At 63.4% G+C, this 12,781-nt stretch carries 9 protein-coding genes and 1 tRNA gene; 4 read left to right on the forward strand and 6 right to left on the reverse strand.

All coding sequences use genetic code 11. The features are described 5' to 3' along the window. Window position 1 precedes the first annotated feature (1 nt). From parC to PSUB009319_RS06690, 4 genes are all read right to left on the reverse strand, one after another. On the reverse strand, window positions 2-2,344 hold the full coding sequence (parC, locus tag PSUB009319_RS06675) for a DNA topoisomerase IV subunit A (RefSeq protein ID WP_124381459.1): 2,343 nt from the start codon (window positions 2,342-2,344) through the stop codon (window positions 2-4). A 49-nt stretch (window positions 2,345-2,393) separates the two neighbouring features. Next, window positions 2,394-3,278, reverse strand: a complete 885-nt coding sequence (locus tag PSUB009319_RS06680) for a lytic transglycosylase domain-containing protein (protein ID WP_124381460.1) — start codon at window positions 3,276-3,278, stop codon at window positions 2,394-2,396. 23 nt (window positions 3,279-3,301) lie between these two features. Continuing rightward, on the reverse strand, window positions 3,302-5,287 hold the full coding sequence (locus PSUB009319_RS06685; protein WP_124381461.1) for a DNA topoisomerase IV subunit B: 1,986 nt from the start codon (window positions 5,285-5,287) through the stop codon (window positions 3,302-3,304). A 170-nt stretch (window positions 5,288-5,457) separates the two neighbouring features. Then, window positions 5,458-7,368, reverse strand: coding sequence for an ATP-binding cassette domain-containing protein (locus tag PSUB009319_RS06690; protein ID WP_124381462.1), 1,911 nt, complete (start codon window positions 7,366-7,368; stop codon window positions 5,458-5,460). Between the two features lie 175 nt (window positions 7,369-7,543). On the opposite strand from PSUB009319_RS06690, the gene PSUB009319_RS06695 reads away from it, so the two are divergent. Continuing rightward, window positions 7,544-7,750, forward strand: coding sequence for a hypothetical protein (locus PSUB009319_RS06695; RefSeq protein WP_124381463.1), 207 nt, complete (start codon window positions 7,544-7,546; stop codon window positions 7,748-7,750). A 475-nt stretch (window positions 7,751-8,225) separates the two neighbouring features. After that, the gene (locus PSUB009319_RS06700; protein WP_124381464.1) at window positions 8,226-9,137 is read left to right on the forward strand and encodes an amino acid ABC transporter substrate-binding protein; all 912 of its coding nucleotides are present in this window, start codon (window positions 8,226-8,228) and stop codon (window positions 9,135-9,137) included. Window positions 9,138-9,292: 155 nt separating this feature from the next. Here PSUB009319_RS06700 and PSUB009319_RS06705 read toward each other — a convergent pair whose 3' ends face one another. Further along, window positions 9,293-9,508: a hypothetical protein gene (locus PSUB009319_RS06705; RefSeq protein ID WP_124381465.1), complete on the reverse strand. Its 216-nt coding sequence runs from the start codon at window positions 9,506-9,508 to the stop codon at window positions 9,293-9,295. Between the two features lie 310 nt (window positions 9,509-9,818). Here PSUB009319_RS06705 and PSUB009319_RS06710 point away from each other — a divergent pair. Continuing rightward, window positions 9,819-9,893: transfer RNA gene (locus PSUB009319_RS06710), tRNA-Arg, on the forward strand. A 112-nt stretch (window positions 9,894-10,005) separates the two neighbouring features. On the opposite strand, the gene PSUB009319_RS06715 is transcribed toward PSUB009319_RS06710, so the two are convergent. After that, complete coding sequence (locus PSUB009319_RS06715) at window positions 10,006-10,194, reverse strand: hypothetical protein (protein WP_012435166.1); 189 nt, start codon at window positions 10,192-10,194, stop codon at window positions 10,006-10,008. Between the two features lie 475 nt (window positions 10,195-10,669). On the opposite strand from PSUB009319_RS06715, the gene PSUB009319_RS06720 reads away from it, so the two are divergent. Continuing rightward, window positions 10,670-12,556: a DEAD/DEAH box helicase gene (locus PSUB009319_RS06720; protein ID WP_124381466.1), complete on the forward strand. Its 1,887-nt coding sequence runs from the start codon at window positions 10,670-10,672 to the stop codon at window positions 12,554-12,556. The last annotated feature ends 225 nt before the right edge of the window (window positions 12,557-12,781 follow it).

Here is a 12,781-nt window from a genome sequence, read left to right on the forward strand (position 1 = left end):
TTCAGGCGGCTTGCGGTGCGGGCTTGGGCAGCGAAAGCTTCGGATCGCGCAGCTTGGGCTCCAGCGTCTTGCCCTTACGTGCGCGCTTGCCGGCGTACGGCTCTTGCGCGCGCGTCGTCATGGTCTGCTCGACCGCCTTGCCGCCGCGCGGGCCGGTGCCCGAGAGCACAAAGCCTGCAGCACCAAAGGCCAGCGCCTGAAGCAGCGTTTCGTTCTTCTCCAACTCCATCAGGATCACGCCACGGCCACCGCTGGCGAGCGTCTTCAGCTCGCTGATCTGGAACAACAGAACGCGACCGCCCGCCGACAGGCAGGCCACGCCATAGGCGTCAGCCGGTGCCGGCGCGGGCTTGTTGGGCTGGTCGCCCTCATCCAGCGTCAGGAACGCCTTGCCGGCCTTCTGGCGGCCGATCATGTCGCCCACCTTGGCCATGAAGCCGTTGCCGCCATGCGTGGAAATCACCAGATTTTGCTCGGCATGGCCCGCGAACGTGTGGGCGATATGCGTGCCCGGCGCGAGTTCGATCAGTGTGGTGAGTGGCACACCATCACCACGGCCGCCCGGCAGGTTGGCCACGGCCACGGAATAGACGCGGCCGGTGCCCTTGTCGTCGCGCGTGCCGAAGATCAGCAGCGCATCGGTCGTGCGGCACTCAAACGTGTCGTACAGCGTGTCGCCCGCCTTGAAGCCAAACTGCGTGGCGTCATGCCCGTGCCCCTGGCGCGTACGCACCCAGCCCTTCTGCGAGACGATCACCGTAACGGGTTCATCAACCACCTTCACTTCGGCGGCGGCGCGGCGCTCTTCCTGAATGAAGGTGCGGCGGTCATCGCCGTATTGCTTCGCGTCGGTCTCGATCTCCTTGATGATGCGACGGCGCATCATGGTCTCGGATTTAAGCAGCACGTCCAGCTCACCCTGCTCGTCGCGCAGATTCTTCAGCTCCTGCTCGATCTTGATGGCTTCCAGGCGGGCGAGTTGGCGCAGGCGGATTTCCAGGATGTCTTCCGCCTGGCGATCGCTCAGGTTGAAGACCTGGATCAGCGCGGCCTTGGGGTCCTCGCTTTCGCGGATGATCCGGATCACATCTTCGATGCGCAGCAGCACGAGTTGCCGGCCTTCGAGGATATGGATGCGGTCTTCCACCTTGCCCAGGCGATGGCGGGTGCGACGCGTTACCGTGGCAAAGCGGTAGGCGATCCACTCGCGCAGGATCTCGGCCAAGCCCTTCTGGCGCGGCCGGCCATCCGTGCCGATCATCACCAGGTTGATGGCTGCGCCCGATTCCAGCGACGTATGCGCCAGCAGCGCATTGGCAAATTCCTGCTGGTCGATATTCTTGCTCTTGGGCTCGAACACGAGACGCACGGGCGCGTCTTTGCCTGATTCATCTCGCACCGCATCGAGCAGGCCCAGCATGGTCTGCTTCATGGTGAGCTGATCCGGCGAGAGCGACTTCTTGCCGGTGCGCACCTTCGGATTGGTCAGCTCTTCAATCTCTTCGAGCACCTTCTGCGACGAGGTGTTGGGCGGCAGTTCGTTGACCACCAGTTGCCACTGGCCGCGCGCAAGCTCTTCGATCTTCCAGCGCGCGCGCACCTTCAGGCTGCCGCGGCCGGTTTCGTACACCTGCGCAATATCAGCCGCTGATGAGATGATCTGCCCGCCGCCCGGAAAGTCAGGCCCCGGCATGTACTGCATCAGGTCGGTGCTGGTGAGCTTGTCGTCGCGGATGAGCGCGACCGCAGCGTTTGCCACTTCGCGCAGGTTATGTGACGGGATCTCAGTCGCCATGCCCACCGCGATGCCCGATGCGCCGTTGAGCAGCACGAACGGCAGGCGCGCCGGCAGCAGCTTCGGCTCGTCCATCGAGCCGTCGTAGTTCGGGATGAAGTCGACCGTGCCCTGGTCCAGCTCTTCGAGCAGCAGGCGCGAGATTGGCGTCAGGCGCGCTTCCGTATAACGCATCGCGGCAGCGCCGTCGCCATCGCGCGAGCCAAAGTTGCCCTGGCCGTCGATCAGCGGGTAGCGCAGCGAGAAATCCTGCGCCAGGCGCACCAGCGCGTCATAGGCGGATTGATCGCCGTGCGGGTGGTATTTACCGAGCACGTCACCCACGACACGCGCCGATTTGACCGGCTTGGCATCGGCGCGCAGGCCCATCTCGTGCATCGCAAACAGGATGCGGCGCTGCACCGGCTTCTGGCCATCGGCCACCTCGGGCAGCGCGCGGCCCTTGACCACGCTGATGGCGTAGTCGAGATAGGCGCGTTCGGCATAGGCGCCAAGCGTGAGCGCTTCGGCCGGCTCGCTAGGGTCGAAGAGGATGTCTTGTTGTTCCATGGAAGCTCAAGCGAAAGCGGCACACGTCACATTGCGGCGCCGCCAAGGATCAATGTTGGGGTACGTTGGCGGCCACGCCGGTGGCCGGGTCCAATACGAGTTCAATGCGTGCGGGCCGGCCTGTGCGGCCAGGCTTGCGTGTGGCGATGACGCCGTTGGCGCTCACGTTCATCAGGCCAGGCGCGGCTGCAACCGGGTTGTAATAACGGTAGAACTGCAGCACCGTTTTTACGTAGTTCTGCGTCTCGGCGTAGGGCGGGATGTCGTTGCCGTGCTTCTGCACGGCGCCCTCGCCGGCGTTGTAGGCGGCCAGCACAAGTTCAAGGTTGCCCGAGAACATGCGCAGCAGATCGCTCAGGTAACGCACGCCGGTGGTGATGTTGGTTTTCGGGTCAGCCAGCTTTTGCGCGACCGTGCGGCGCGCATCGCCGGTCACGCCGTAGCGCGCGCCCGTATCCGGAATCACCTGCATCAGCCCGATCGCGCCCTTGGGCGATACAGCCAACGGGTTGAAGCCGGATTCGGCGGCAATCACCGCTTTTACCAAGGCAGGGTCGATGCCGTGCTTGTTCGCGGCCTGGCGGATCAGCGGCTCGACTGTCGGCACGTTAGGGTGCTGCAGCACCGCGCGCACCAGACGCTGGCGCATGCCACCGGCGTTGTCGAGCGCATCGCGCTTGCTGGCGTTCAGGTAGGCATCGGCATCCGGCAACTCGGTGGCCGGCAGGGCAATGGCGCTGTCGTCCTTGGCATCGCCTTTGCTCGCCACCGCCACGCCCTGCATGAAGAGCACGTAGCGATCGTCCAGACGTTCCGCAGCAAAGTGCGCGAGACCGTTTTCATCGATGTAGCCATAGACGTCCGCGCGCGCCGGCTGGCTGGCCAACAAGGCCAGTGCCGTCAATGCGAGTGCGAAACGTACGAAAAGCTTCATCGTTGTCGGTCAGTAGTCAGCAGTCAGATGTCGGCCTCGACTTCGTTACCGCGCGCTTCCAGCCACGTGCGGCGCGCGCCGGCTTCGCCCTTGCCCATCAGCATGTTCATCATGTTGATGGTCTGGTCTTGGCCAAGCTCGCCCAGCGCCACGGGCAGCAGGCGGCGGGTGTCGGGGTTCATGGTGGTTTCCCACAGTTGCTCGGCGCTCATTTCGCCCAGGCCCTTGAAGCGGGAGATCTGCCAGGCGCCTTCTTTCACGCCGTCCTTGCGCAGTTTGTCTTCAATGGCTTCCAGCTCGCCCTCGTCCAGCGCGTAGAGTTTCTGCGCGGGCTTCTTGCCGCGCGCCGGGGCATCGACACGATACAGCGGCGGACGGGCCACGCATACGTTCCCGCGATCGATCAGTTGCGGGAAGTGCTTGAAGAACAACGTGAGCAGCAACACCTGGATGTGCGCGCCATCCACGTCAGCATCGGACAGGATGCAGATCTTGCCGTAGCGCAGGCCGGACAGGTCAACCGTGTCGGTCGGCCCGTGTGGGTCCACGCCAATGGCAACCGCAATGTCATGCACTTCGTTGTTGGCGAACAGGCGGTCGCGCTCGGTTTCCCACGTGTTGAGCACCTTGCCGCGCAGTGGCAGGATGGCCTGGAATTCCTTGTCGCGGCCCATCTTGGCGGAGCCACCGGCGGAGTCGCCCTCCACCAGGAAGAGTTCATTGCGGGTGACGTCGTCCGATTCGCAATCGGTCAGCTTGCCGGGCAGCACGGCGACGCCGGAGCCCTTCTTCTTCTCGACTTTCTGCGCTGCACGCGTGCGTGCCTGCGCCTGCTTGATGACGAGTTCGGCCAGTTTCTTGCCGTGCTCGACGTGCTGGTTCAGCCACAGCTCCAGCGTCGGACGGCTGAAGGTAGACACAAGCCGCACCGCGTCGCGGCTGTTCAGGCGTTCCTTGATCTGGCCCTGGAACTGCGGGTCGAGCACCTTGGCCGAAAGCACGAACGATGCGCGCGCAAACACGTCTTCAGACATCAGCTTGACGCCCTTGGGCAGCAGCGCGTGCATCTCGACAAAGCTCTTCACGGCCTGGAACAGGCCTTCACGCAAACCGGATTCGTGCGTGCCGCCCGCGGGCGTCGGGATCAGGTTGACGTACGACTCGCGCACCGGCGAGCCCTCTTCCGTCCACGCCACCACCCACGATGCGCCCTCGCCGAAGGCAAAACCTTCTTCGCCGGGCTTGTCGGGGTCGGCAAAGTGTTCGCCTTCAAACAGGGGGATCACCGGCTCGGCACCGCTGCCCTGCGCGAGCGATTCGACCAGATAGCCGCGCAGGCCCTGGTCGTACTTCCATTCGAGTGTCTCGCCAGTTTTTTCCAGCGTGAGCGTGACCTTCACGCCCGGCAGCAGCACGGCCTTGCTGCGCAGCAAGCGTTGCAGCTCGGCCTGGGGGATGTTCTCGGAATCGAAATATTTGGCGTCTGGCCACACGCGCACGCGCGTGCCGTTCTTCTTCTCGCCGCGCTCGGCTTTGCGGGTGCTCAGCTTTTCAACGACGTCGCCACCGGAGAACGTGAGCGTGGACACATTGCCGTCACGCCAGACCGCCACTTCCAGCCGCGTCGACAGCGCGTTCGTGACCGATACGCCCACGCCGTGCAGGCCGCCCGAGAATGCATACGCGCCACCGCGGCCCTTGTCGAACTTGCCGCCTGCGTGCAGGCGCGTGAAGACGATCTCGACCACCGGCACACCCTCTTCCGGGTGAATGCCGACAGGAATGCCGCGCGCATCGTCTTCCACGCTCACGCTGCCGTCCTTGTGCAGCGTCACGGCGATCAGCTTGCCGTAGCCGCCCAACGCCTCGTCGGCGGCGTTGTCGATCACTTCCTGCACGATGTGCAGGGGGTTGTCGGTGCGCGTGTACATGCCCGGCCGTTGCTTGACCGGTTCCAGGCCCTTGAGGACCTTGATCGACGATTCGCTGTATTGGGAGGTTTTGCTCATGGAAGGCGAAAAAACTGACGGGCTCAGGGTCTACCCCGAGCGCCGGAATGCAGCGCGCATTGTAAAGGAAGCTGCCCTCAACAATGCGCAGGGATTGTCAGCACACGGATGCGCCCTGAAACTCACATTCGGTCGACATCCCGTTGACATATTGGAGGGCTAACGCGGCATCACACCGTGCCGGCGCGCTTGCCTTCGAGGGCCTCCCAGCGCTCCAGTGCTTCGAGCAACTCCAGCTCGATCGCCTCGTGGCGCTCAGCCAGTTTTTGCGCGCGCTCAGGGTCACGGCCGTAGATCGTGCCGTCTTCCAGTTCGCCGCCAACTTGCTTTTGCTCTGCCTCCAGCGCCTCGATGGTTGCGGGCAACGCATCCAGTTCACGCTGCTCCTTGTAGCTGAGCTTGACCGTAGCGCGCTCGCGCGGCTTGGCCGCCTCGGGCTTTTTCTCTTCAGCGACGGGCTTGGCGGCCTGCACCATCTGCGCCGAGCGTGCCGACTGCGTCTGCCAATCCGAGAAGCCGCCCACGTATTCACGCCAGCGGCCCTCGCCCTCGGCCGCAATCACCGAGGTGACGACGTTGTCGACAAACGCGCGGTCGTGCGAGACCAGGAACACCGTGCCGCTGTATTCCTGCAGCAATTCTTCCAGCAGTTCAAGCGTATCGATGTCCAGATCATTGGTTGGCTCATCCAGCACCAGCACGTTGGCCGGCCGCGCAAACAGACGCGCCAGCAGCAGCCGGTTGCGCTCACCGCCCGAAAGCGACGCTACCGGCGAGCGCGCACGCTCAGGCGCAAACAGGAAGTCGCCCAGATAGCTCATCACGTGCTTGCGCTGGCCGTTGACTTCGATCCAGTCGCTGCCGGGGCTGATGGTGTCAGCCAGCGAGCGGTTCAGATCCAACTGCGCACGCATCTGGTCGAAATATGCGACCTGCAGGTTGGTGCCGTTACGCACCGTGCCCGAATCGGGCGCCAATTCGCCCAGGATCAGCTTGAGCAGCGTGGTCTTGCCGACGCCGTTGGCGCCCAGAATGCCCACCTTGTCACCACGCAGGATCGTGGCGGTAAAGGCGTCGACGACCACCTTGTCACCGTACCGCTTGGTGACGTCGGTCAACTCGGCAACGATCTTGCCGGAGCGGTCGCCCTGCGACACCTCCAGCTTGACGTTGCCCTGCACGTCACGGCGCGCCTCGCGATCCACGCGCATCTGCTCCAACCGCGCGACGCGGCCAACGCTGCGAGTGCGGCGCGCCTCCACACCCTTGCGAATCCACACTTCTTCCTGCGCGAGCAGTTTGTCGAAGCGCGCATTCTCGAGCGCTTCGGCTTCCAGTTCTTGCGCCTTACGTGTCTGATAAGCCGTGAAGTTGCCGGGGTACGAACGCAGCTTGCCGCGATCCAGTTCGATGATGCGTGTGGCCACGCGATCAAGAAATGCGCGATCGTGCGTGATAAACAGCACGCTGCCTCGGAAGGCCCGCAACAAGTCTTCGAGCCAACGGATCGAGTCGTAGTCGAGGTGGTTGGTGGGCTCGTCCAGCAGCAGGATGTCGGGCGCGCTCACCAGCGCCTGGGCCAACGCCACGCGCTTGGTCAAACCACCCGATAGCGAACCGATACGCGCGCCCGGCTGCAGGCCAAGCTGGGCGATGGTCGTTTCCACGCGCGTGCGCAGTTGCCAGGCGTCAGCGGCTTCCAGCTGGGATTGCAATGCGTGCAGCTTGTGCAGTGCCTCTTCATCGTGGGAATCGCCCATCGACGTGATCAGCGCTTCGTATTCAGCCAGCAGACCGGCGGCATGCGGCACGCCCATCGCCACGGCTTCGGCCACGGTCTGGTCAGGATCGAATTCGGGCTCTTGCGGCACATAAGCCGAGGTAACACCGCTCTGGCGGGCGATCAGGCCGTCATCGGGCGCGATGGTGCCGGCCACGATTTTCAGCAACGACGATTTGCCGGTGCCATTGCGGCCAATCAGGCCAACGCGCTCACCGGCCTCCAGCGAGAAATCAGTGTGGTCGAGCAGCGCTACGTGGCCGAACGCCAGTTGCGCATTGGTAATGGAGAACAGGGCCATGCCGGATAGAAAAAGAATGCGGGCCGTGTGCGGCCAGAAGGCGCGTATTGTAGTCGGCCCGCGTGTTGCCCACCGGCGCCATTGCGCTTGCGTGTGCGGGTGCTATAACGCTTGTGCTGCCGGACTCGCTTTCGCCGGCCACGCCAACCATACCCTTACTGAAGGGGGAACAACGATGCGCGGACTTTTCGGGCTGTTGATCATCTTGATCGTGGCAGGCATTCCGGTGCGGCAGATCTTGCTGCGGACCGGCTTCTCACCGTGGTGGACCTTGCTCGTGCTGGTGCCAGTGGTGAACCTGGTGGCGCTGTGGGTTTTCGCGTTTTCGAACTGGCCGCGGCAATCGCCCCAGCCGGGTAATGTGCTGCCCAATCAGAACTGAGCAGCGCGCGAACACGAACGCGCCAAAGAAAAACGGCCCGCTTTCGGCGGGCCAGAAGAGTCTCTCCTCGATGCCTTGCGAACAAGACATGGCCGGAGCATAGCGCCCCTCGTTCGTCTCGGGCAGTCGGGACAAACCCGGTAGGGAAAAACGCCTAACGCCAAGCCCGGTGCGGCTTCGCACCGCAGCAACGCATGCTGCGTCAAGCATGCACCGCGGGCGAGTCCGCCGCACCAGCCGTACGGCTGAGACGGTGCCGCACCGCACGCCGCGTGTGCACAACGCACCACCGCAAGGCGATCACTGTCGACCGTCCTTTAGAAGACAAAATCCAGTCTTGCAGCCTGCTTACAACACCAAAAAAGCACGGGCCTGCAGGTTGCGGCGCCGCACCGTATCATGCGGCAGGCCCTCCGGCCACGAGCCGGGCATAACGATAAGGTGGGCCGCCGATTCTTTCCCGGGGGATACAACCATGCCGTTCTTCACGCGCGCGCTGCCAGTTGCGGCGCTGCTCTTCACTTCGCTGTCCAGTTTTGCGCCAGGCGCCGCGCTGGCTTCGTCCACACCGGTGCTTGACCGCATCCGCGATACCGGCACCGTCCGCGTCGCCTACCGCGAAAGCTCCGTGCCCTTCTCGTTCTACGACGCCGACAAAAAGCCCGTTGGCTACGCCATGGACCTGTGCCTGCGCGTGGTCGACAAGCTGCGCACCGATCTCAAGCGCCCCGACCTGAAAGTGCAGTATGTGATGGTCACGCCTTCCACCCGGATGCCGGCCATCATTGAAGGCAAGGCCGACCTGGAATGCGGCTCGACCACGAACAACCGTGAACGCCGCGAGAAAGTGGCCTTCACGATCCCGCACTACATCGCGGGCATCCGCATGATCGTCAAGACTTCATCTGGCATCCGCAAATGGGACGACCTGCGCGGCAAGACTGTCGTCACCACCAAGGGCACCACCAGCGTCGGGGAGCTGCGCAGGATGAACGACGTGCGCGTGCTGAACATGAAGTTCCTTGAAGCCAAAGACCACGCCGAATCCTTCGCGATGGTCGAGGCCGGCAAGGCCGACGCCTTTGCGATGGACGACGTGCTGCTCTACGGCTTCCGCGCCAACACCAAGAACCCGAGTGACTACGCCGTCGTCGGCGACATGCTGACGGTCGAGCCCTACGCGATCATGCTCAGCAAGGACGACACCGAATTCAAGCGCCTGATCGATCGCGCGATGACCAACATCATCCTCGACTACGACGCCGAAAAGCTCTACAAGAAGTGGTTCCAGCAGCCGATTCCACCCCACAGCGCCAAGCTCGATATTCCGATGAATTTTCTGCTGCGCGACTCGTTCAAGTACCCGAGCGACAAGGTCGCCGACTAAACGAAGCTGCACGCATCGTCAGCGCCGCCATCTTGCACGGCGGCGTTTTTGTTTGTGCGCGACTAACGCCGCAGGCACACCACCGGCTTACCGAGCACACGCGACAACACGGCGTGCGGCGAATGCGTGCGATTGGCGAAACAGGAAAGCCGGATTTAAAGGAAGTGTTTGACGACCTGCTCTTCCAGACCGATAAAACGCACGAGTTGGCGCGAGCCATCCGGAAACTGCTTGATGACGTGGCCGTCAGGCGTGTCGGTGTGACGGAAATAGATCGGCCGATCGATCGTCCCGGGCCGATGCGTGGGCAGCAGACTTTCCAGCGACGGCTCCACCGTCCACGGATCGTCCCGTTCTTCGGATGTCAGCATGTTGGCCGCCTAGGGGGGTTTGGGATGAGTGGAGAAGCATAACTTCCGTGAACGATCATGCAAAGTTCGTAATACTTAAATCTGGTTCTGTGACCGATCGTTCGTTCGATTTAGCGTTTGTTTCATCACAAAAGCGCCTGAACTGTGGGCGCAAACCCAAAAACCCATAGCGTCATCATCGTTTCACCTACGCTGCGTAGCCGCCACGGATACTGCCCCTCACCCCCGGTGGCTCGCTGGTCTTGGTCTCTCAAATTGCGTAGAATCGCGGCTCGCTCGGGCCGCCGTTTGCGTCACCCGGGGTCGGTCACTCGCCGTAGCACAATGGATAGTGCACGCGCCTCCTAAGCGTGAGATACAGGTTCGATTCCTGTCGGCGGGACCATCAGATACGGCAAAGCCAGGCAACGCGCCTGGCTTTTGTTTTTCCCACCGCACAAAACGACGAGGCCCGCCACATACGGGCGGGCCTATGGCTGCGGATGGCCCCGGGCCATCTAGGTCAACACCGGCAGTGCCTCGAGCACGAGCAGCCCAATCAACACCCCGATGATCGTCAGCAACACGCGAATCCCTACTCGCGCACCTCGGATCACCAGTGGCGCAGAGGCCAGCCCGATCACGCCCGCAACGCAAACGGCGAGCAACAGATACAGGTTGGAGAAGGCCATCGGGAATTCCATCATCCGCCCCTTTCCCGGCCGTGAGCATGGCCGGTCCTTCGAGTATAGGACGCGCCTTCGATCCGGCAAGCGGCAGCAAATATTTTGCCGCACTGCAAAAAATCCGTGCTATAGTTCGCGGCTTGGCTGCTTACTGCCGTATTTTTCGGTCCGCGGTTGGTCGATGCGCTGGTACTAAACCAGTGTCCGCCCGAATCCTCGCCCGTTGCATGCATGCGCAGCCGATTGCCATAGTGCTTGGCATCGTCTCCGATCTCCCGCGTGGATTCACATCACGCCGAAGGGACCGCCGCCCCACCTGGCCGACTTGTTCGGCTTGAGGCCGGCCCACTCCCCCGCCTGTCCGTTCAGCAGCTCGTCTGTCGAACCGGCCTTATCCGATTGGCGCCGACGCCCGTGATTAACCGGTCGCCGTATCCCATTTCCGTCGTCTGCATCCATTAGAGCAGCGGCGCGGCAGCCTCACTACCTATTCGACATGACACAGCCTCAACTGGACGGCGGTGCGATTGCGCACGCTGAATCCGACACTCCGAATTCCGACGCCCTGATTGCCAACGTCGCCACCGCCGCCAGCGCTTTTGCTGCACTCGGCCTGGACGATCGCATCGTCCGCGCCCTGGGCGAAGTGAACTACACCATCCCGACGCCGGTGCAGGCGCAAGCCATTCCAGCTGCCTTGGCAGGCAGCGACCTGCTGGTCACGAGCCAGACCGGTTCGGGCAAGACCGCAGCCTTCATGCTGCCGGCCATCCAACGTATCAGCGAGCAGCCCGAGCCGCAGCGCCCGCGCATGGACGGCCCGCCGCAACGCATGAAGGGCCGCCGCCCCCGCCCGGCCCCCGCCAAGCCGTCGCTGCTGGTGCTCACGCCCACGCGCGAACTCGCTCTGCAGGTGACGACCGCCGCTTCCCAATACGGCCGCCACATGCGCCGCATCGTCTGCGCAAGCATTCTGGGCGGCATGCCCTACCCGAAGCAGCTCGACATGCTGGCGCGCATGCCGGACATCATCATCGCCACGCCGGGCCGCCTGCTCGACCACATCGATTCGGGCCGCATCGACCTGTCGGCGCTGAATATGCTGGTGTTCGATGAAGCCGACCGCATGCTCGACATGGGCTTTGCTGACGACATCGAAGCCATCGTCGGCGCCACGCCGGCTACGCGCCAGATGCTGATGTTCTCGGCCACCATGGACCGCCGTATCGAGCAATTGGCCGAGCGCATGATGCGCGATCCGCAGCGCATCGAGATCGCTGCAGCAAAGGTTGACCAGAGCAACATCGAAGAGCGTCTGCACTTCACGGATGACATGTCGCACAAGCAGCAGCTGCTGGACCACCTGCTGCGCGACGCATCGCTCAAGCAAGCCATCGTCTTCACGGCAACCAAGCGTGATGCCGACTCGCTGGCCGAGCGCCTGACCGAGCACGGCTTCTCCGCCGGCGCCCTGCACGGCGACATGCACCAGGGCGCGCGTAACCGCACGCTGACGGCACTGCGCCGCGGCCAGTTGCGCGTGCTGGTGGCCACCGACGTGGCCGCCCGCGGCATCGACGTGCCGGACATCACGCACGTGGTCAACTTCGACCTGCCCAAACAAGCCGAAGACTATGTGCACCGTATCGGCCGCACGGGCCGTGCCGGCCGCAGCGGTATCGCCATCAACCTGGTGAACCACAACGACACGTTCCAATGGCGCCGTATCGAGCGCTTCGTTGATCGCCGCATCGACGCGTCCGTGGTGGAAGGACTGGAGCCGAAGCGCTCGCCCAAGCCGCGCACCGGTGGCCCGCGTGCCGGCGGCGACCGCGGTGGCTACCGTGGAAACGGCGGCGGCAATGGCGGCGGCTATCGCGGCCAGCGTGAAGGCTACGGCGCACGCCAAGGCGGCAATGGCGGCAACAGTGAAGGCCGTCTCCAACGCAGCTTCGGCGGCGACCGCGACGGCTTTGCCCCGCGCCGTGATGATCGCAACAGCAACGGCAACGGCGGCGGCTACCAAGGTGGCCAACGCGAGTGGAACCGTGACGACCGCGCTCCGCGTCAGTCGTACGGCCAAGGCCAGCAAAACCGCGGCGACTGGCAACAACAGCGCCCCGCACGTACGAACGGCACGCAAGACGGCAACCGTGGCTACGGCAATAGCAACGGCGGCAACGGTGGTGGTTACGGCAATCGCGATGGCAATCGTGAAAGCTACGGTAATCGTGAAGGCGCCCCGCGTCGTTTCGGCGACAACAATGGTGGTAGCCGCTTTGGCGACGGTGGCAACGGCGCGCAGCGTCGCAGCTACGGCAATCGCGACGGTAACCGCGATAGCTACGGCAGCAAGGGCCGCTCGCGCGACTTCGACCGCTGATCAGTAAAAAGGCCATCCCGCAGGATGGCCTCGCTTGGCTTATAGACAAACCCCACGCCTGACCGCGTGGGGTTTTTCTTTATGCAAACTCGATCAGTTGCAGCTCGACTTACCGGTCTTGTGGTTGATCGTGCCTTTTGAGATCAGTTAGATGGCGACAGCAGCGGGATGCTTAATGCTATTTCTGTCACCGGTAGCGCGTTGATGTCGCCCCACCAACGAGAG

This window comes from Ralstonia sp. SET104, assembly GCF_003851545.1.
Taxonomy (GTDB): domain Bacteria; phylum Pseudomonadota; class Gammaproteobacteria; order Burkholderiales; family Burkholderiaceae; genus Ralstonia.